Source organism: Pseudomonas syringae pv. coryli str. NCPPB 4273 (genome assembly GCF_000972175.1).
Classification (GTDB): Bacteria; Pseudomonadota; Gammaproteobacteria; order Pseudomonadales; family Pseudomonadaceae; genus Aquipseudomonas; species Aquipseudomonas syringae.
This window is the reverse complement of record NZ_AWQP01000048.1, coordinates 39,342-58,729: the sequence shown is the minus strand read 5'-3', so window position 1 is coordinate 58,729 and position 19,388 is coordinate 39,342. Positions and strand designations below refer to the sequence as shown.

Annotated in this window: 23 protein-coding genes; 9 read left to right on the top strand and 14 right to left on the bottom strand. The window is 59.3% G+C overall.

The window, feature by feature from the left end; all coding sequences use genetic code 11:
* Positions 1–157: 157 nt before the first annotated feature.
* The 3 genes from P406_RS19215 to P406_RS19205 all read right to left on the bottom strand — a co-directional run bounded on the left by P406_RS19215 (position 158) and on the right by P406_RS19205 (position 3,761).
* Positions 158–2,245 carry an LTA synthase family protein gene (locus P406_RS19215; RefSeq protein WP_046237046.1) on the bottom strand — a complete coding sequence of 696 codons (2,088 nt, stop codon included), beginning with the start codon at positions 2,243–2,245 and terminating at the stop codon, positions 158–160.
* A 263-nt stretch (positions 2,246–2,508) separates the two neighbouring features.
* Entirely contained in the window at positions 2,509–3,369 is an 861-nt protein-coding gene (gene speE, locus P406_RS19210) for a polyamine aminopropyltransferase (protein WP_004410209.1), read from the bottom strand.
* Between the two features lie 200 nt (positions 3,370–3,569).
* Positions 3,570–3,761 (bottom strand): PLDc N-terminal domain-containing protein, encoded by a 192-nt coding sequence (locus P406_RS19205; protein ID WP_003315122.1) that lies wholly within the window; start codon positions 3,759–3,761, stop codon positions 3,570–3,572.
* 155 nt (positions 3,762–3,916) lie between these two features.
* Between P406_RS19205 and P406_RS19200 the strand changes: the two genes are divergently transcribed.
* Positions 3,917–4,843, top strand: a complete 927-nt coding sequence (locus P406_RS19200; protein WP_046237045.1) for a ZIP family metal transporter — start codon at positions 3,917–3,919, stop codon at positions 4,841–4,843.
* Here P406_RS19200 and P406_RS19195 read toward each other — a convergent pair.
* Both P406_RS19195 and P406_RS19190 read right to left on the bottom strand, forming a co-directional pair.
* Positions 4,840–5,358, bottom strand: coding sequence for a hypothetical protein (locus P406_RS19195; RefSeq protein ID WP_003371543.1), 519 nt, complete (start codon positions 5,356–5,358; stop codon positions 4,840–4,842). The genes P406_RS19200 and P406_RS19195 overlap by 4 nt on opposite strands.
* Before the next feature lie 100 nt (positions 5,359–5,458).
* Positions 5,459–6,004, bottom strand: coding sequence for an ankyrin repeat domain-containing protein (locus P406_RS19190; RefSeq protein ID WP_046237044.1), 546 nt, complete (start codon positions 6,002–6,004; stop codon positions 5,459–5,461).
* A gap of 345 nt (positions 6,005–6,349) precedes the next feature.
* Here P406_RS19190 and P406_RS19185 point away from each other — a divergent pair, with 345 nt between their 5' ends.
* Positions 6,350–6,628, top strand: coding sequence for a DUF3509 domain-containing protein (locus tag P406_RS19185; RefSeq protein WP_003315128.1), 279 nt, complete (start codon positions 6,350–6,352; stop codon positions 6,626–6,628).
* Between the two features lie 111 nt (positions 6,629–6,739).
* Here P406_RS19185 and P406_RS19180 read toward each other — a convergent pair whose 3' ends face one another.
* The 6 genes from P406_RS19180 to aroC all read right to left on the bottom strand — a co-directional run bounded on the left by P406_RS19180 (position 6,740) and on the right by aroC (position 11,938).
* Positions 6,740–7,462, bottom strand: coding sequence for a helix-turn-helix transcriptional regulator (locus P406_RS19180; protein WP_046237043.1), 723 nt, complete (start codon positions 7,460–7,462; stop codon positions 6,740–6,742).
* A 253-nt stretch (positions 7,463–7,715) separates the two neighbouring features.
* On the bottom strand, positions 7,716–8,399 hold the full coding sequence (mtnC, locus tag P406_RS19175) for an acireductone synthase (protein ID WP_046237042.1): 684 nt from the start codon (positions 8,397–8,399) through the stop codon (positions 7,716–7,718).
* A 16-nt stretch (positions 8,400–8,415) separates the two neighbouring features.
* The gene (locus P406_RS19170) at positions 8,416–8,961 is read right to left on the bottom strand and encodes a 1,2-dihydroxy-3-keto-5-methylthiopentene dioxygenase (protein ID WP_003343133.1); all 546 of its coding nucleotides are present in this window, start codon (positions 8,959–8,961) and stop codon (positions 8,416–8,418) included.
* Between the two features lie 80 nt (positions 8,962–9,041).
* Positions 9,042–9,656: a methylthioribulose 1-phosphate dehydratase gene (locus tag P406_RS19165; RefSeq protein ID WP_003415859.1), complete on the bottom strand. Its 615-nt coding sequence runs from the start codon at positions 9,654–9,656 to the stop codon at positions 9,042–9,044.
* Entirely contained in the window at positions 9,653–10,816 is a 1,164-nt protein-coding gene (locus tag P406_RS19160) for an MFS transporter (RefSeq protein WP_046237041.1), read from the bottom strand. Before P406_RS19160 ends, P406_RS19165 begins: the two co-directional genes overlap by 4 nt.
* 30 nt (positions 10,817–10,846) lie before the next feature.
* Positions 10,847–11,938 (bottom strand): chorismate synthase, encoded by a 1,092-nt coding sequence (gene aroC / locus P406_RS19155; protein WP_046237040.1) that lies wholly within the window; start codon positions 11,936–11,938, stop codon positions 10,847–10,849.
* Positions 11,939–12,079: 141 nt separating this feature from the next.
* Here aroC and P406_RS19150 point away from each other — a divergent pair, with 141 nt between their 5' ends.
* Together P406_RS19150 and P406_RS19145 are read left to right on the top strand one after the other, a co-directional pair.
* Positions 12,080–13,108, top strand: coding sequence for an alpha/beta hydrolase (locus P406_RS19150; protein WP_046237039.1), 1,029 nt, complete (start codon positions 12,080–12,082; stop codon positions 13,106–13,108).
* A gap of 133 nt (positions 13,109–13,241) precedes the next feature.
* The gene (locus tag P406_RS19145) at positions 13,242–14,045 is read left to right on the top strand and encodes a hypothetical protein (protein ID WP_003396390.1); all 804 of its coding nucleotides are present in this window, start codon (positions 13,242–13,244) and stop codon (positions 14,043–14,045) included.
* Positions 14,046–14,125: 80 nt separating this feature from the next.
* Here the strand turns inward: P406_RS19145 and prmB are convergent, their stop codons facing one another.
* Entirely contained in the window at positions 14,126–15,034 is a 909-nt protein-coding gene (prmB, locus tag P406_RS19140; RefSeq protein ID WP_046237038.1) for a 50S ribosomal protein L3 N(5)-glutamine methyltransferase, read from the bottom strand.
* A gap of 261 nt (positions 15,035–15,295) precedes the next feature.
* On the opposite strand from prmB, the gene P406_RS19135 reads away from it, so the two are divergent.
* From P406_RS19135 to P406_RS19125, 3 genes are all read left to right on the top strand, one after another.
* Positions 15,296–15,886, top strand: a complete 591-nt coding sequence (locus tag P406_RS19135; protein WP_004410186.1) for a cysteine hydrolase family protein — start codon at positions 15,296–15,298, stop codon at positions 15,884–15,886.
* Positions 15,887–16,034: 148 nt separating this feature from the next.
* Entirely contained in the window at positions 16,035–16,352 is a 318-nt protein-coding gene (locus P406_RS19130) for a hypothetical protein (protein ID WP_046237037.1), read from the top strand.
* A 45-nt stretch (positions 16,353–16,397) separates the two neighbouring features.
* Entirely contained in the window at positions 16,398–16,955 is a 558-nt protein-coding gene (locus tag P406_RS19125; RefSeq protein ID WP_004410179.1) for a Smr/MutS family protein, read from the top strand.
* 459 nt (positions 16,956–17,414) lie between these two features.
* Here P406_RS19125 and P406_RS29455 read toward each other — a convergent pair whose 3' ends face one another.
* Both P406_RS29455 and P406_RS29450 read right to left on the bottom strand, forming a co-directional pair.
* On the bottom strand, positions 17,415–17,582 hold the full coding sequence (locus tag P406_RS29455) for a hypothetical protein (RefSeq protein ID WP_003405800.1): 168 nt from the start codon (positions 17,580–17,582) through the stop codon (positions 17,415–17,417).
* A 91-nt stretch (positions 17,583–17,673) separates the two neighbouring features.
* Complete coding sequence (locus tag P406_RS29450) at positions 17,674–17,883, bottom strand: hypothetical protein (RefSeq protein WP_003343114.1); 210 nt, start codon at positions 17,881–17,883, stop codon at positions 17,674–17,676.
* Between the two features lie 488 nt (positions 17,884–18,371).
* Between P406_RS29450 and folE the strand changes: the two genes are divergently transcribed.
* Together folE and P406_RS19110 are read left to right on the top strand one after the other, a co-directional pair.
* Positions 18,372–18,917, top strand: a complete 546-nt coding sequence (gene folE / locus P406_RS19115; protein WP_003343112.1) for a GTP cyclohydrolase I FolE — start codon at positions 18,372–18,374, stop codon at positions 18,915–18,917.
* A gap of 73 nt (positions 18,918–18,990) precedes the next feature.
* The gene (locus tag P406_RS19110) at positions 18,991–19,368 is read left to right on the top strand and encodes a glutaredoxin family protein (protein ID WP_082100864.1); all 378 of its coding nucleotides are present in this window, start codon (positions 18,991–18,993) and stop codon (positions 19,366–19,368) included.
* Positions 19,369–19,388: the final 20 nt, after the last annotated feature.

Below are 19,388 nucleotides of genomic sequence, written 5' to 3'. Positions count from 1 at the left end.
TTATGTGATCTGGACCTTTCAGTCCACGTATTCGTTCAACCGATTACGCCGCAGGGCCAGGCATTTCGGGCAAAAAAAAGACCCTCGCAGTCAATGCCGAGGACCCTTGTCGCTTGACTGATCCGACTCGCCGGTCGCCCGGACGAGTCAGTATTCGTCAGTTGCGGTTCTTGCTGGCTTCTACACCTGCCGTGTTGTCCAGAAGGCTTTTGGTGGCCGTCTGCAGGAAGCTTTCCAGCTTGCGCTTGAGCTCCTGCGTGTCGGGCGCATCCGGCACTTCTTCGGCATGCGGCTTGGCGCCAAGGGTGTAGGTCAATAGCTTGGCAGGCATCTCGGTCGGTTCGATCAGGATGCGGTTGCCGCTGATGATAGCGACCACCTGCTCACTGCCCGACGGCTTGATCACACCGAAGCCCTTGTCACCCTCAGGCAGGTTCAGCAGATCGCGGCCCCAGCACTGGTTGCGGTTCAGGCCACCCAGACGTCCCATGATGGTCGGCACGACGTCGACCTGCGTACCCACGATGCTGCTGCGCTGGCCGAACTTCTCCTGCACACCAGGGCCGATCAGCAGCAGAGGCACGTTGAAACGGCCCAGATCCATTTCGGTCAGTTGCTTGTCGTTACCGAAACCATGGTCGCCCAGCACCACGAACAGCGTGTTCTTGTAGTAAGGCTCTTTTTTGGCCTTCTCGAAGAACTGGCCCAGCGCCCAGTCGGCATAACGCATGGCGGTCAAATGCTCATCCAGCGAGCCATGTCCGGTGACGCGCTCGACCGGCAAAGGATCTGGCAGCGCATACGGCGTGTGGTTGGACAGGGTCTGCAGCAACGCATAGAACGGCTTGCCGTCCTGACGGGCCTTGAGCTCCTGCGCGCCACGGTCGAACATGTCCTGGTCGGAAACACCCCAGGTCGGATCGGAAAACACCGGGTTGACGAAGTCTTCACGGCCGACGAAGTTGGTCATGCCCTGGTTGCTGAAGAAACCCGACTGGTTGTCCCAGGCAAAGTTGCCGTTATAGACGTAGACATCGTCGTAGTTGCGACCCGTACTCAGCAATTGCGGAAGACCCGACAGCTTGTGGCTGCCTTCCGGCGTCTGCATCAGGTACTCGAAGCCCGGCAGGTTCGGGAAGCACGCCATGGTGGCGAACATGCCCTGGTGGGTGTGGGTACCGTTGGAGAAGAAGTGATCGAACAACAGGCCTTCCTTGGACAACTTGTCGAAGTACGGCGTGATGTTGGCATCGTTGCCCAGGGCGCCCACCGAGTGACCGGCGAAGCTTTCCATCAGGATCACGACCACGTTGCGGATCGGCAAGGTCTTCTCTGCCGGTGGCGTGAAGTCACGACGCACAGCGGCAATATCCGGCTCGACCAGCTTGTCGTTCGGCGTCAGCAGCATGTCGCGCACGGTCTGCTGGGCCTCGTCCTGTGGCAGCGTGGCTTTCCAGATGTTGTCGCGATCTTCGGACATACGGCTCTTGGCCGCAGTGATCAGCGTCAGTGTGCCGTTCAGGCCCAACTGGTTGGCGAAGTTGGAGTCAGTGGTGTAAGCGTCACCCCAGCGCAGCGGCGGGCCCTGGCGCAGAGTGCCACGGATGCAGACCACCATGACCAGCAACACCAGCACGAACACACCGGCGCGCACATACCAAGGCGCAATGGAACGAGTGGCCTCCGGGCTGGTTTTTGCCGCGACACGTGGACGGGTTGCACGGTCAATGCCCTTGAACACCAGACTCAGCAGCCAGGTCACCACGGCCCATGCCAGCAGGTAACGGACCACCGGGAAACCGTACCAGAGCATGCTCAGAACAGTCTTCGGGTCTTCCTTGACGTATTGAAACACCAGACCGTTCAGGCGCTGGTGAAACTCACGGTAGAAGTCCATTTCCATCAGGCCGAAGAACAGCGTGATGCTGCCGACCAGCGTCAGCCAGAAACGGAAGAACCCGCGTGCCGCCATGGCGCGGGCGCTGAACAGCGACAGCACCAGCGGAATGAGCAGGTACACGGTCAGGCGCAGGTCGAAGCGCGTGCCGTTGAACAGTGCTTCAAGGAACGTCGAGGCAGGCGTGTCGCCAATCATCTCGCGGTTGTAGACCAGCAGACCGATACGCAACAGGGTGTACATCACCATCAGGGCGAAGCCGCTGAGCAGGATGTAAGCCAGATGCGATTTGACAGTGGGATTTTGCAGGCGGGCTTGCCGATGAATCTGGGCGTCCGTTTTGGCCATGGTTGTCAGGATCCGGTGGATTCAGGGGTAGGTTCAGAGTGCAGCGCCACCCTCCTCTTGAGGGAGACGGCGCGCGACAGGGCGCAGATATTACTTGATTGCGGGTCGCCAGGGGCCAGGTCAGCCCATGAAGACGCGTGCCTGTTCAGCTTCGCGCGCAATTTTGTGACAGATCGTGTGAAATTTCTGTCGCGAATTAAGCGCTTATAAAGCCTCACAGGCCACGCTCGAGAAAATCCGGCTCGAGGAGCCGGACCGACTCATCAGTCGTTGCTGGCCTTGCCTACGGCCTGCAGGACGTACTGCGGCAAGGCGAACGCACCGATGTGGACTTCCGGATTGTAATAACGCGTAACAATACCGCTGCCCGAGAAACGCTGACGCAGGGTTTCCAGCGGCAGTTTGCGATAGCTCTTGTTGGTTGAGCCCCAGGCGAAGGTCATTGCTCCGCCGATGTAAGTAGGGATCGCAGCGTGATAGAAATGCCAGTCGGCAAACAGACCGTTCATGCGCCCGGCCGTGGTCTGCACACCGCTCAACTGCATGAAAGGCGTGCCGTTCTGGGTGACCAGAATGCCGCCTTCATTGAGACAGCGATGGCAGGCCTGGTAAAAGTTTTCCGAGAACAGGACTTCACCCGGGCCGATCGGATCGGTGGAGTCGGAGATGATCACGTCAAACTTCTCTTCGGTGGTCGCGACGAAGCGCATGCCATCGTCGATGACCAGGTTCAGACGCGAATCGTCGAAGGCACCGCTGGAATGATTGGGCAGATATTCCTTGCACATCTCGACCACGGTCGCATCAATCTCGACCATGGTGATGTGTTCAACGCTCATGTGCTTGGCGACTTCACGCAGCATGCCGCCGTCGCCACCGCCGATGATCAGTACGCGCTTGGCTGCACCGTGCGCCAGAATCGGCACATGGGTGAGCATTTCGTGGTAGATGAATTCGTCCGCTTCGGTGGTCTGAATGACGCCGTCCAGCGCCATGACACGGCCCATGCGCGGGTTCTGGAAGATCACTAGGTGCTGGTGATCGGTACGTACTTCGTGAAGCATTTTTTCCATACGAAAGCGTTGGCCGTAGCCTTCGTATAACGTTTCCTGATAATCGCTCATGGGTAAGCTCCCGCTGGGTACTGATGACAGGACGGCCGACCGCCCACAACAAAGGCGCGCATTCTACGTCGAGGAACATGACAGGTCGAACCTCTATGCAGCTTAGCGTGTCACTGCCGCCGCGAATGCCCCGCGCATGAAACGAAAAACGCCTGATTACCCAAGGTAATCAAGCGTTGTTTGCCCAGCGTGTGGACGTATCACATGCGTACGTTGCCACGCGGCCCGAGGATTGCCCAGATGATCAGGCCCACCACAGGAAGCAGTACGATCAGCAATACCCAGAGGATTTTCTTGCCCGTCTCGGCACCGCTTTTCAAGACGTTGATGATGGCCCAGATATCGAGCGCCAGAATGATCAAGCCGACCAGGCCGTTGAAGCTAGAACCCATGGTGTTGCCCCTAAATTGAATGCTTACCCTCCTAGGATAGTAGCGCCGTTCGGGGGTTCCGTTGAACCAACCTTATATTCTCGGGCTCCCAGACGGGGTCGACTTTGTATTTCAGTCACCATTGCTTCTCCCCCTTTACACAGGTAGCCCTATCAATGCCTACGCCCGCATCATCCCGAACGCCCTGGGCGGCCTGGTTAAACCAGCTTCAGGGCAGCCCGCTGGTAAGCCTGGGCTTCGCCCTCGCCCTGCTGATCGTCGTCGGCCTCGGTGGCATCAGTCTTTACAACGCCTTCTATGGCACCAGTCAGGTCAACTTCAATCACGCCTTGCTGGGCGGTATCGCGGGCTTTCTGGCGACGGCGCTGGGCGCAGTGATGGCGGTTGCCCTGCGCAACGTCTCGCAACGCGTTCAGGACATCATGCTCGGGTTTGCCGCCGGGATGATGCTGGCGGCCAGCTCGTTCTCGCTGATTCTTCCAGGCCTGGAAGCCGCCCGGCACATTACCGACAGCGGCCCTTGGGCAGCTGCGACGGTTGTCGCCGGTCTGGGGTTGGGTGTGCTGCTGATGCTGGGGCTGGACAAGTTCACCCCGCACGAGCATGAAAGCGTAGGCCGCCAGGGACCTCATTCGGAACGGATCAGCCGGGTGTGGCTGTTCGTGCTGGCGATCACCCTGCATAACCTGCCCGAGGGCATGGCGATTGGCGTCAGTTTCGCCAGCGGCGACATGAACGTCGGCCTGCCATTGACCACCGCCATCGCCATTCAGGACATTCCCGAAGGGCTGGCCATTGCGCTGGCCCTGCGTGCGACCGGTCTGTCGGCCTTCAAGGCGATGCTGGTGGCCATCGGTTCCGGCCTCATGGAGCCACTGGGCTCACTGGTGGGCCTGGGTATCTCCAGCGGCTTTGCCATCGCCTACCCGTTGAGCATGGGGCTGGCGGCAGGCGCGATGATCTTCGTGGTGTCCCATGAAGTCATCCCGGAAACCCACCGCAATGGCCATCAGACCTCGGCAACCCTGGGCCTGATGGGCGGCTTTGCGGTGATGATGTTTCTCGATACAGCGCTGGGTTAACCGCGCAATGCTTGCAGTGCAGGTGCGGCATGGATGCCGGCCGATGCTGCCAGTTCGACTACGCGCGCTTCGTCACGGCCGTACACCAGCACCGCTTGCAGCTCGTCATCCAGTGGCTGGCTGAAGTTCATCAGCACATAGCCGCCCATCTCCTTGTTCATGCTGCTCAACTGAATCTGAATGCGATTGAGCGCGACCAGCGGCTCTACCTTGGCCAGCTGCCTGGGCTTGATGTTGAAGGTCACGTCCTTGCCAAACGACTGAACGATCTGCTCGAACAGGTCCATGTAGCTGTCGGCCTGGAACAGAACGGTTTCCGGCAGACTGCCCACCACGACCCACTCGCCCAGCGGGATCGGGAATGTATCGTCGTAGTTGATATCAGGGTTGGCGGCCAGAAATGCCTGCGGATCGGCATACGCCTGCGCGGCTTCATCGGCGATATGCACGATCTCATCGTCGCCCATGCAGCCGGAGCTGACTTTGCTGATTAATTCGACCAGTGAGTCTTTCATGGGGGCGATCCTGATAGCGGGCAAAAAAAGAGGCGCGAAGGATAACGGTAAATCCATCGCGCCTCTATGTGTTCATGCCTTGCTGTCAGTGCACTCGCTGTCAGGACCGGGCTGCCTGCACGCCCATTTTGGTCAACTGCTCAATGGTGACGGTCGCGCCCATTGCCTGAGCGGCGCCCAGTGCAGTGATGCCCTTGGCATCGGTGGCATGCGGGTCCGCGCCCTGACTGATCAGGTAATCGACTATTTCGTTGCGATTGAACATCGCCGCCATCATCAGTGCGGTACGCCCGTCAGCAGAGGCACCGTCTATATCGGCACCCGCCTCGACCAGCAACCTGACCACTGCCAGATCGCCCTTGAACGCTGCGCCGGCGATGGGGCTCTGGCCGTTATCGTTGCGGATTTCAGGATCAGCCTTGTGGTTCAGCAGCACACGGACCGCATCCGCATGGCAGTGATAGCTGGCCAGCATCAGCAGCGTATCGCCCTTGTGGTTGCGCAGATCTGCCGGCAGGCCCTTTTCAAGCAGACGCTCGAGCATGACGGCATTTCCCTGGCGAGCCACATCGAATACCTGCTCGGCGAACTCGGCAGCTTCGTCTTCAGTCATGGTTTTCGAAGCGCTGATATCTGTATCGGTCATTAACTACTCCTTGGCGCACGGTACTCCGGGTATGCGTTGACCCGGCATCGATAAAACACTGACCTCAACTCTCGCCAGCTGTTCGATCAGCATCGATCCGGATGCGCAATGCCTGCTCTTGATCGCCAGAAGCTATGCAATCCCCCTTCTGCCCGATCCCTATCGTGCAAGAAACGGCAAAATGCAGGGCGCACGACGGGTGTTCATGCAAAATGCACGAAGCCTGAAAATAGAAGATATTTCAAGTTATTGATTTTAAAGGATTTAATTTAAGAGAAAGTCTGGCACAGACACTGCAATAGTACTTGCAAGCTTGTTATCCCATGAGCAATGGAGCCGCCTCACATGACTTTTATTCAAGAAAAATTCGCTTCCGTATTCTCCGACTACACAGTAACCACTCAGCCGCGTCCTGATGGTGGTGTTCTGTTGTCACTGCGTACCCAGGATGGTAAGCAGATCCGTCGCTCAGTCTCTTATGCTCAGCTGCACACTCCGGTTCAACTGGAATGGGTAATCAGCGCCATCCGCCGTGACCTGGCTGCACAAGCCAGCGAGCTGCCAGCTATCTCGATGCTGCAAAGCCAGCACCGTTTCGATCTGCCGACGTACCACACACGTTGATTTTGCCCGCCACCCTCTTGGGTGGCACCCGCTGTACGCTCTCTCATCCCTTGTTTGCCGCGATTACACTTTGTTCTCGCGGCTTTTTTTTGCCTGCGTTTTGTCGACCCGCTACCTGATCAGACCACGACAAAGTGCTTCGCCCACCGCCTGCGCCCTGTTGGCAACGCCCAGCTTGGAGTAGATGGTCTTGAGGTGGTACTTCACCGTCGACTCCGACACGTCGCGGATCATCGAGATCTCCCAGGCCGTTTTCCCGTCTCTGGCCCACTGCAATACTTCCAGCTCGCGATGAGTCAGGCCGCGTGAACAAAACTTCAGACCTCGCGCGACACTGTGCAGTACCGGCATGAGACTGCTCATGAGGTACTTTTGTTCAGCGCTGATGGGCCGCTCCACTTCGCCCAGGGTACACACCGATGTCACGCTGTCGGCACCACGGCAATGATTGGTGTAGCCATAGGAGATGGCCGGAAGCAGTTCACAGGCGTCGACAAGCTCGTCATAAAAGGCGGAGACCGGGTATTGCCTGAACGCATCCTGCCAGTTAAGGAAGCCCAGTTGATTACGATAACAACGGATCACAGGGTCTTGCGTGATCAAATCGTGCTGGCGGTAGGCGTCGCCCCACGCTTCGTCGACGTTGGAGGTGATGAACGTCAGCAACACCGGGCCCTTGAACTGAAAGAACATCGCGCGCTCGCTGTTGCATTCGCGCCGTAACCATTCGAGTGCATTTTCGATGGCGGTCTGCCCATCGAGCTCGCTAATCGTGCTCACCATCTGCTGTATCAATAAGTCCCTGGTCGCGCTTTCTGTCATGGCACTGCCCATCGCTGCCGCTCCTTCTTCGCCCGGGAATCGGTACAGGTGTTGTCCGTGACCCAGTGACGATGGCGCAGAACTTACACGAATAATCACGTTGAAAAACGGCGAACAGAACAAACAGATTCAACGTACTTTCAACCAGGCAACAGCTCACTCGAAAGCAGGAAACGTCCTACAAAAGTAGTGTGTGAGCCTTGCGGCAGGCAGGTTTCAATGCAGCGGCATCAGGACGATGCCGCGCACAGCAGACGGAAGTCTTCTAGAAAGATGCTGGGTCGATAAGCGCAAAACTGGATACGTGCGGGTGCCCGGCGAGCGCCCCGCCATCACGCGCAAGACCACAGGTGGCCATGCCGGCGGCCTGTGCAGCATCGAGTTCTTCGACGATATCCGACAGGAACAGAATGTCCTCGGCAGGACAATCCATTGCCTGGGCGATCGTGCGGTAGGACTGCGCTTCGCGCTTGGGGCCGGAGGTCGTATCGAAGTAACCGCTGAACAGGCCGGACAGATCGCCCGCCTCGGAACAGCCGAAAATCAATTGCTGAGCCTGAATCGAGCCCGAGGAATAAACGTAAAGTCGGTAGCCTTGTTGATGCCAGTGTTTCAGAGCATCGACAGCATCCGGATAAACATGACCCTTGAGCTGTCCGGCGTTATAGCCCTGCTCCCAGACCATCCCCTGCAGAGCCTTGAGGGGTGTGGCCTTGCGGTCTTCGGCGATCCATTCCAGCAATATTGCAATGACGCGCTCGACATCGGCGTCCGACTCACCGGCCTGCTCGCGCACCGCCTGCAACTGCTGCGCCACGGCCGGTTGCTCGGCATTTTCGCGAACGAATGCGGGCAGGTGCTTTCTGGCGAACGGAAACAACACGTCGAACACGAAACTCACTGCACTGGTGGTGCCTTCGATATCCGTGAGGATAGCTTTGATGGGCATCAGAATGGGGCTCCTGTCAGTCTTCCAGCCGTGGAAAACGGCCGGCAATGTCTTCACCGGTAAAGTTTGCTACCCAGCCTTCAGGGTTGTTGAACAGGCGGATGGCAACGAAGTGCGGGTTTTCGCCCATATCGAACCAGTGCCGCGTGCCGGCCGGTACGGAAATCAGGTCGTTCTTTTCGCACAGCACGGCGTACACATAGTCGTCGATGTGCAAGGTAAACAAGCCCCGCCCGGCAACGAAAAAGCGCACCTCGTCTTCGCCGTGGCGGTGCTCTTCAAGAAACTTGGCGCGCAATTCGGCTTTTTGCGGGTGATCGCTGTTGAGGCTGATGACGTCCACGGTGACATAACCGCGTTCGGTCATCAGCCTGTCGATCTGCGTGCGATAGGCGCTGATCACCTCTTCCTGACTGGCACCGGGAGTGATCGGCGTGGCGGCCTCCCAGCGGTCGAACGCCACGCCATGCTCGGCCAGCGTCGACGCGATGTCTTCCAGATGGGTCAGCACCTTGTTGGGCATATCAGGGCTTGAAACGTGATAAACGGACAGGCTGCTCATGCGTGAATCCTCGGTTTGGTGCAACGCCCTCCGGCTTTTACAGGCCGGTCAGGCTTACAGGCTGGTTTGGCAAGACGTTGTCAGCGGTTCAAGACCGCACGCATTTTCAGTTCGCACTCGAACAGGAACTCGAACGCTTCGATCTGGCGCAAGGCGTCGCTCATTTTCGCACCCCAGGTGTAGAGACCATGACCGCGGATCAGGTAGCCAGCGCACTCGGGATGGGTGTCCAGCCAAGGCTGCACCTTTGCCGCGAGACGGGCAATGTCCTGATCGTTGTCGAAAATCGGCACCACGACCTGCGACTCATGAGTGACCACGCCGCTAAAGGCCTTTTGCAGCTCGTAATCCTCGAACACCAGATGATCGGCCGTGGTCAGCCTCGACAACACCGTCGCGTTTACCGAGTGGGTGTGCAACACCGCGCCGACCTGCGGCCTGCAGCTGTATAACTGGGTATGCAGCAAGGTTTCGGCAGAAGGCTTTTTACCCGGCTCCAGGCTGTTGCCAGCCAGATCGGTGGCCAGCACATCGTCAGGGCCCAACTGGCCCTTGTGCTTGCCGGACACGGTCAACAGCGCCTCGCTGGCAGAAAGGCGCGCGGAGTAATTGCTGCTGGTGGCAGGCGACCAGCCACGGCCGTACAGAAAACGCCCGGCTTCGATGATCTCCAGGCTCAATTGTTCGCGGCTCATACACCTTCCTCTTTCTTGGGTGTGACAATCATGACGGCAGCGGCAAAGGCTGCAAGGCTGGCAATGGCAAAGGTCCAGGCCGGCCCCAGCGCGTTCCAGCTGTAACCGGAATACAGAGCGCCTAACGCCCCGCCGACCCCGGACAAGGCGGCATACAGCGCTTGCCCCTGACCTTGCTGACGTGGGCCGAAGCTACTTTGAACGAAATGAATGGCAGCGGCGTGAAAGCTGCCGAACGTGGCGGCGTGCATCACCTGCGCAATCAGCAGCGCGGTGAGGTGATCGGCAAACAGACCCAGCAGCAGCCAGCGCGATGCGGCCAGCAGGAAGCTGGCGAACAGTACCTGGCGCACGGTAAAGCGCTGCAGAACCCGGCTCATGACCATGAACATCAGCACTTCAGCCACCACGCCGACCGCCCATAGCAGGCCGATCAGGCCGCGGCTGTAACCGAGTTCTTCGAGGTGCAGGGTCAAAAAGGTGTAATACGGGCCATGGCTGAGCACCATCAGCGCGACACTGAGGTAGAACGCCCATACACCGGGTCGCGCCAGTTGCCTGAGAAAGCCGCCCGCCCCGGTTTCGCGGCTCGACGGTGCGGGATGCGCATTCGGCACCCACCAGCTGCTGACAACGATACCCGACATGATCGCCAGCGCGATGTAGGGGAACAGGTCCAGGCTGAACCATTCGAATACCCGCCCCAGCACCACGACGGCCAGAATGAAACCGATCGAGCCCCACAGGCGGATCTGGCTGTAACGCGCGGTCTGGCCTTGCAGGTGTGCGAGGGTGATGACTTCGAACTGCGGCAGGACGGCGTGCCAGAAGAACGCATAGAGCGCCATGACCATCGCCAGCCAAGCATAGCTTTTTTCGACCAGGATCAGCGAAAACGCCAGCAACGTGCAGATGGCGCCAGACCGCACAATGGTCAGACGCCAACCGGTGTGATCACCCAGCCACCCCCAGAGATTGGGCGCGACGCAGCGCATCAGCATGGGAATGGCGACCAGCTCGCCGATCCGTGCGCTGGAAAAACCCAGATGATGCAGGTAAAGAGCCATGAAAGGCGCCGACAGGCCCAGCAAGGCGAAATAGCATACGTAGAACCCGGACAGCCGCCAGTAAGGCAGCTGCCCGCCGGCAGGTTGCGCCACGCTAGCAGTCCGCAACCGTGACGGCGTGCATTACACCTGCCCCAGCACAGGTGTGTTGACGCTGACGTCGGCGTTCTGACCGCGGTGACGCAACAAGTGATCGAGCAGAACGATGGCCATCATTGCCTCGGCAATCGGCGTGGCACGGATGCCGACACACGGGTCATGCCGACCCTTGGTGATGACGTCGGCGGCGTTGCCATCGACATCGATCGAACGCCCTGGCGTGGTGATGCTTGAGGTCGGCTTGAGCGCCAAGTGCGCGATGACCGGCTGGCCGGAGGAAATGCCGCCGAGAATGCCGCCCGCGTGATTGGACAGGAAACCCTGTGGCGTCATCTCGTCGCGGTGCTCGGTGCCACGCTGGGCAACACAGTCGAAACCGGCACCGATTTCCACACCCTTGACCGCGTTGATGCTCATCAGCGCGTGGGCCAGCTCAGCATCCAGACGATCGAAGATCGGCTCGCCGAGACCCGGCATCACGCCTTCTGCGACCACGGTGATTTTCGCACCGACCGAGTCCTGATCACGTCGCAGCTGGTCCATGTAGGCTTCCAGTTCCGGGACCTTGTCAGGGTCGGGGCAGAAAAACGCGTTGTCTTCTACCGAATCCCAGGTCTTGAACGGGATCTGGATCGGGCCCAGCTGGCTCATGTAGCCGCGAATGACGATGCCCTGGCTTGCCAGATACTTCTTGGCAATGGCCCCCGCAGCCACACGCATGGCGGTTTCCCTTGCCGAACTGCGTCCGCCACCGCGGTAGTCGCGGATGCCGTACTTGTGGTGATAGGTGTAATCGGCGTGGGCCGGGCGGAACAGGTCCTTGATCGCCGAATAGTCTTTGGATTTCTGATCGGTGTTGCGGATCAGCAGGCCGATGGAGGCGCCGGTGGTCTTGCCCTCGAAGACACCCGAGAGAATCTCGACCTCATCGGCCTCCTGACGCTGCGTGGTGTGGCGGCTGGTGCCCGGCTTGCGTCGGTCCAGGTCGCGCTGCAGGTCTTGCAGGTCCAGCTCCAGCCCCGGCGGGCAGCCGTCGACGATAGCGACCAGCGCCGGGCCGTGGCTTTCGCCGGCGGTGGTGACAGTGAACAGCTTGCCGAAAGTGTTGCCGGACATGCGGGCGCTCCGAAAAATCAGCCAAAAAACCAGATCGTTAAACCAAGCGCGCCAGTATACGCAGGCTCGCGGTTCAGTTCATCCTCGAACCTTCTGTCACCGCGTGCGTCCAAGCGTGACTCCCCCAATGATGGCCTTGCGATGTTATCCGGTATTTCCCTGCTTCGAGTTCCCAACGCGCTGCGTCTGCTGGCCGTGCCGATAACCCTGATCCTGAGCCTGACCGCCGCAACCGCCAGCGCTGCGGCGCCCAGCGCGGTGCAGCGGCCGATAAGCGTGGACACCGAAAACGGCAAGCTGTACGGCACGCTGCTCATGCCGCGCTCCGACAAACCGGTACCGGTGGTGTTGATCGTCGCCGGTTCCGGCCCCACCGACCGCGACGGCAACAACCCGGAAGGTGGACGCAACGACAGCATGAAACGTCTGGCGGTGATCCTGGCCAGCAACAATATCGCCAGCGTGCGCTACGACAAACGGGGCGTCGCGGCCAGCAAGGCGGTCACACCGGATGAACGCAACCTGAGCGTCGAGCGTTATGTGGCCGATGTGCAGCTATGGGCCAGAGCGCTGAAAGCCAACCCGCGCCTTGGCCAGTTGATTCTGTTGGGCCACAGCGAAGGCGCGCTGGTGGCGACGCTGGCGGCTGAAAAGGTAGGTGCAGCGGCACTGATTTCCGTGGCCGGCACCGGGCGACCGGTGGATCAGGTGCTGCGCGAACAGTTTCAGGAGCGCCTGCCCCCGGACCTGCTGCAGCGCAGCGATCAGTTGCTCGACGAACTCAAGGCCGGCAAGACCGATGACAACGTGCCCGCCGAGCTGGAAGTGGTCTTCCGCCCCAGTGTCCAGCCGTACCTGATCTCGCTGTTCCGCCAGGACCCGGCGGAGGCTTTCGGTGCCTTGCACATTCCGGCGCTGATCGTTCAGGGTCGCAACGACATTCAGGTCGGTGTGGGTGACGCGCTGCTGCTGCAGAAAGCCAGACCGGATGCACAACTGGCCTTGATCGACGGTATGAATCATGTGCTGCGCATCGTCCCGGACGATTTGCAGCAGCAACTGCTCTCCTACCGCAATCCGACCCAGCCGCTGGCCAGTGAAGTGACCAAGCGGATCCTGAGCTTCATCAAGGCACTGCCCAACCCGGAAAAAAGATCGGCAGCGCGTTAGTCAAAAGTCCTTCAGTCCTGGCGAATCTGGCCGATAGCAATGTGCTGGCCCTGTGTTCCGGCACCTTAGTGTTTCGGCACCTTTATGCCCCGGCAAACGTGCTCCGGGGCAAGGCCCAGGAAAGGACACCCTTATGACAGACGCAAATACCATGACTGAAACCCTCGCAGAACCGGCCAGCGCAGAAGTCGCAGTGCCGGTGCCACCGCAGCCGTGGGAAGACGTTCTGCCCGAAAGCTTTCAGATGCTGCGTCTGTCGCCACTGCCCACCGACCGCGCGACCGGCGGCCGCCCTCTGCGCTTCGTACAGTTCGGCCGTGCCGAGCGGCACAGCAAGGCTTTGAGCCTGCTGCGCATCACGGTGCAATTGCCAGGTCAGCGGGTCCGCAAGGAACAGAACCATCTGGATATCTGGGCCGACCACGAAAAACGCATGGTGCGCTTCGGTCCCGAGTCAGGCTTGCAGATCGAGCCATGGAACCGTGGCATCGGGCGCTTCATGATTGCTCATGCGGTGCATTGGGCGCAGAAAAGATGGTCTTCCTACAAGATTGAAGGCGTGGCGTTGGCCAGCAAGGACGGTCTGAACGAAGACACACGTCTGCGTCGCGATCACTTTCTGCGCACTCTGGGTTTTGAAGTGACATATGCCGATGCCCAGCACATGAAAGGCGCGATCAAGGATGTACACGTCGGCAACCTGCACAGCACCTGGAACAACGACAAGGTGCAGATCATCGAGATTCTCGAAGCCTCGCAGATGCTTGAAAAGGCCGAGAAAAATCTGATCGAGCAGGAAGTGACGATTCGCCAGCATGAAGACCGGGTCAGCAAGTACAAGCGTGAAGACAGCGGCCTGCGCTTCACGATTGCCTGCCTGGTGACCTTCGCGGTGTTCCAGGCCGGCCTGCTGATCTGGATCGCGACGCACCGATAAAAGACGCGCCTATAAAAAAGGGAGGCTGATATCAGCCTCCCTTTTGCCTCAGCCTCAGCCGGTTATCGCGGCTCTTGACCTCAAACCTTTGACTGGAACAGTGCCTGATGGTCGCGGCACTGTTCTGCCGTGAGCATGAACACACCATGCCCACCCCGCTGAAAGTCCAGCCAGGCGAAATCGACCTCCGGGTACAGTGCCTGCACGTGCACCTGGCTATTGCCGACCTCGACGATCAACAGGCCCTTCTCGTTCAGATGATCGGCGGCCTGGGCGAGCATGCGGCGGACCAGGTTCAGACCATCGCTGCCACAGGCCAGCGCCAGCTCTGGCTCATGCTGATACTCGTCGGGCATGTCGGCAAAGTCTTCGGCGTCCACGTAGGGCGGGTTGGACACGATCAGGTCAAAGCGCTGACCCGGCAGGCCATCGAATCCGTCGCCCTGAACGGTGTAGACGCGATCGTCCATGCCGTGACGCTCGATGTTCTGATTGGCCACTTCCAGTGCGTCATAGGACAGGTCGGCCAGGGCCACCTCGGCATCGGGAAAGACCTCCGCGCAGGCGATACCGATGCAACCGGAGCCTGTGCACAGATCGAGAATCCGCGCCGGGTCATCGGCCAGCCAGGGGGCGAAACGCTCTTCGATCAGCTCGGCGATCGGCGAACGCGGGATCAACACGCGGTCATCGACAATGAACGACATGCCACAGAACCAGGCCTCGCCCAGCAGATACGGGGTTGGCACGCGCTCGTCGATGCGCCGCTTGATCAAGCGTTGCAGGTCGGATATTTCGTCGACTTCCAGACGGCAATCCAGGTAGCTGTCGGCAATTTCCCAAGGCAAGTGCAGCGCCCCCAGCACCAGTTGCCGCGCTTCATCCCAGGCATTGTCGGTGCCATGACCGAAAAATACGTCTTCCTCGTGAAAGCGGCTGACGGCCCAGCGTATATGGTCGCGCACAGTACGCAGACGGGAAGTGATCATGGACAAACTCCTTGAAAGGCAACGAACTGCTGTAAGACGAGCCTCGGTGAACAGTCTGGTTACGAACAACGTGCATTCTTCGTACCCGATAGGCCGCGAAGTTTCCATGATTCGTCTACCGCCATCAAGGCAAACCGCCAGCCACCCCCTCCTCCAACTGCCCTGCAGGCCATAAAAACCGTGGCCTGCGATGGTTGCCATTCCCAGAACGCTTCAGCCAGAGGACAATGTCGCAAAAGCCCCACACAAAGGAGCCCGTGAATGTCCGATTTAAAGACCATGTTTCAGCTCAGCGGCCGGGTGCATGCGCCCGCCCATCTGAGTAACGCGACGCTGATCATCATCGACGCGCAAAAAGAATACCTCCGCGGCCCGCTGGCCCTGACCGGCGTCAGGGAAGCGATGGCCAACATCGGCCGGCTGGTCGAGAAAGCACGTGCGGTGAAGTGCCCGATCGTGCACATCCGCCATCTGGGCACCGTGGGCGGCCCGTTCGACCCACATGGCGAGCGCGGGGAACTGGTGCCGGAGCTGTTGCCGCAGGGCGATGAACACTTGGTCGAGAAACGCCTGCCCAATGCTTTCAATGGCACCGGACTGCATGAGCTGCTGCAGAGTCTGGGGCACCTGGACCTGATCGTCTGTGGCTTCATGAGCCATTCGAGTATCAGCACCACGGTTCGCGCCACCAAGGACTACGGGTATCGCTGCACCCTGATCGACGATGCCTGCGCAACCCGTGACCTGCCGAGCCCGCACGGCGTGGTCAGCGCGGAGATCGTGCACAGAACCGAGATGGCAATCATGGCCGACAACTTCGCCACCCTGGCACTGACCAAAGACCTTGTCTGACGCTACACAGGCGAGGAAACGTGTGACAGCGTTCACATAACCGCCCATCCTTTGCCGTCATGCATCGCCCCGAAGGCGGGAACCACCCCTCCTTCCCCGGGTCAGAGCGCCGATACTCCATTGAGCTGATACCTGTTGAGGAAAAGGCATGAAAACGTCAGATGGTTTCGATGCACGTCGCCTGCGCCCCAGGGGTCAGGGCAACTGGGGCAAACGCATCGGTACGCTGATCGCACTGCTCCTTGTGGTCGCCGGCCTGTTGCTGACTGTTGCCGGTGCCTCCAGCCTCACGGTTCATCCGCAGATGCTGGGCGAACTCAACGCCAGCCCGGGCGGCGCGGCGTTTGTCGCCATCGGCGGATTGCTGGTGCTGTACATCGGCGCCTGGCTGTGGCGCCGCTGCCGTCGTCAGCGCAGTGGCGGCGGCTTGAGCATCTCTTCGCACCTGATGAAAAAACACAACTGACCCTCTCGCCTGAACGGTTAGAATGGCCTCCTTCGCGGAGGCCCCATGCAAGACGACGATTTTTCCCTGTTCAGAAGCGAGACACGCGGCGTCAAGCCGCTCAAGCATGAACACGCCGATGTCGGCAAACCCAAGACCGATCGAAAAATGCTGGCCCGCCTGCGCCAGTCGGCGACTGTGCGCACCGACTCGGTGACCGTCGACGGCTTGTCGGATCAATTCGTGATCGACGTCGGCCCTGAAGATGTCCTGAGCTGGTCGCGTGACGGCGTGCAGGAAGGCCAGATGCGCAAGCTCAAACTCGGGCAGATCAGCTTCGAGGGCAGCCTGGACCTGCATGGCATGAGCGTGGAAGTGGCGCGTGAAACGCTGTGGGAATTTCTGGCTGAAGCTACCCGCCTGGAAGTACGCTGCGTACGCGTCACCCATGGCAAGGCGGTACGCCTGGACGGCAAGCGACCCATGATCAAAAGCCACGTCAACACCTGGCTGCGTCAGCATCCGCAGGTACTGGGCTTTTGCTCCTGCCTGGCCAAACACGGCGGTGCAGGCGCGGTGTACGTAATCCTCAGGCGCACCATGATGGAAGGGCGCGACGAGTAAAACCCGCCGCGCCCTTCCAGTCAGTCAGACTCGTACGCGGGGCAGCATGCTGCCGCCCCGCTGGTGACTCAGCGACCCGGGCCAGGACCGCCAGGACCAGGACCACCGCCCTCATGATGCCCGCCACCGCCGCCGCCATGTCCGCCCGGGCCAGGCCAGAACGGCCAGCAACCGGAAACCGACGACAGTACAATCGCGAACAACGCTATTTTTGCTACTCGACTCAACATCCGGGTTTACTCTCTAAAGACAGGCAATGGATTAATGACCTGCCTACTCAGACCGCAATGGACACCGGAAGTGGGTAGCGATCTGGTCGCCAACGTGTAAGCGAGAGGATACAAAAGCTGTAAAAGCGGATTTTTCAGGGCAAACAAAACAACCGCCAGACACAAAAAGCCATACGACTTTGGACCTGACTCAGACGACTCACTGCCCTGGCATAGCTATCGCAGGCGTTCAGAACCAGACCTTGAATGCAAGCCATGAAAAAACCAGAGCAAATACTGCACCGGATGCAGCAGACACCAGAACGTTTCGTGGTTCATGGGCAGGCATGTTGCGGACCTCGTTGCCCAACTGCTCGAGGTCTTCGCGCATCCGCTTTATGACTTGATCGTGACTCATACTCATCTTCTCTCGAAATGCCGATTCATGCGTTGCGTACACACTTTCGCTTGGTCCAGACTGAATCTCAAGCGCTGCAAGTCGCTGTCCGCTACTGGATACTGGCTGCCTGGAGCTTGTGGATGAAAGCGGCAGCAGTAACGATTACGGTGATCAACCCACCAGCCGCCACAAATGGATAAAAGCTCGTTTCGCGCTGGAGCTTATTGGTCTCCGCGATCATTTTTCGTGCCTCAGCCACAAACTTGTGAACCTCAGCCTGGAGTTTCTCAAGTTCCAGCTCGTCCTTTTGACTCGGCATCCAACCTCCTATCAGACTCTGGCCTGCATCTCACAAGCCGCCTTCATGAAGCAAGGATACGCTTCACATCTGCTTTGCAAACGCTTGAAAAAGCTACGGCATATTTCATTCCAGCGCTCCAATCAAGGCAACAGAAACGCATGTCGGAGAGCCCAAGCCAAAACGCATGCTCCCTGCATTCGCTTTTCTGCGACACTGAAAAGCACCGGGCTATAGCGCAACGCCGGGCAAAGTCTAAAAACCGGCGCTGATTGCGAAAGCATTACGAGGCAACGGCAGTACAATTGCGAGCACACCTACGCTACCATGTGCCCAATCGCCGGGATAAACCCCGCATTCATCGCCAATCAACGAGATCCGCAGGTTACGTATGCGAAATCGCCCAACTCCACTGGAGCGGGATCGGCAAACGGGACACCAGCTCGATTGGTAAAAAATCGGTACAGCCCCAAACGTACCGCTCTGAAACCTATACGGAATCACCCTCTGTGACACTGGAACAGAATTACACCGCCATCCTCGGGCAACTGGGCGAGGACGTCTCGCGCGAAGGTCTGCTGGACACCCCCAAGCGCGCCGCCAAGGCCATGCAGTATCTGTGTCGCGGTTACACGCAGACCCTGGAAGAAGTGACCAACGGCGCACTGTTCAGCTCCGATGCCAGTGAAATGGTGATGGTCAAGGACATCGAGCTGTACTCGCTGTGCGAGCACCACCTGCTGCCGTTCATTGGCAAGGCACATGTAGCCTATATCCCGCAGGGCAAGGTGCTTGGTTTGTCGAAAGTGGCACGAATCGTCGACATGTATGCCCGTCGTCTGCAGATCCAGGAAAACCTCAGCCGCCAGATCGCCGAGGCCATCCAGCAGGTCACCGGCGCGCTGGGCGTTGCGGTGGTGATCGAAGCCAAGCACATGTGCATGATGATGCGTGGCGTCGAGAAGCAGAACTCGGCCATGATCACCTCGGTGATGCTGGGCGAGTTCCGTGAAAACGCGGCCACCCGCAGTGAGTTTCTCAGCCTGATCAAGTGATCGTTCAGCCTGCGTTCACCTGCTGTGAGGCACGCTGAACGCACGGCTGGGCACGCCACCGCCCGCAAGAGGTATGACCTTGTTCATGAAAGCGTTAAGAGTCGGCCTTGGCCAACTCGTCATCGGCATCGATTTCCTGACTCGCCCGAGCAGGAAAAAACGTGACCCACAGGCCCAGGCGGCTGTCGCTGAAGCGGCTCAGGACCTGACGCTGTATCAGTTCCATGCCTGCCCGTTCTGCGTGAAGACGCGTCGCGCCCTGCGCCGCCTCAATGTTCCGGTCGCGTTGCGCGATGCGAAAAACAATGAGCTCGATCGCCAGACCCTGCTTAACGAGGGCGGCAGGATCAAAGTGCCTTGCCTGCGCATCGAGGAAGGCGACAAAACCGTGTGGATGTATGAATCCAGGGTGATCATCGACTACCTGAACCAGCGCTTCGGAGCGATCTGACCGCTGTTTGCCCAGCGCCT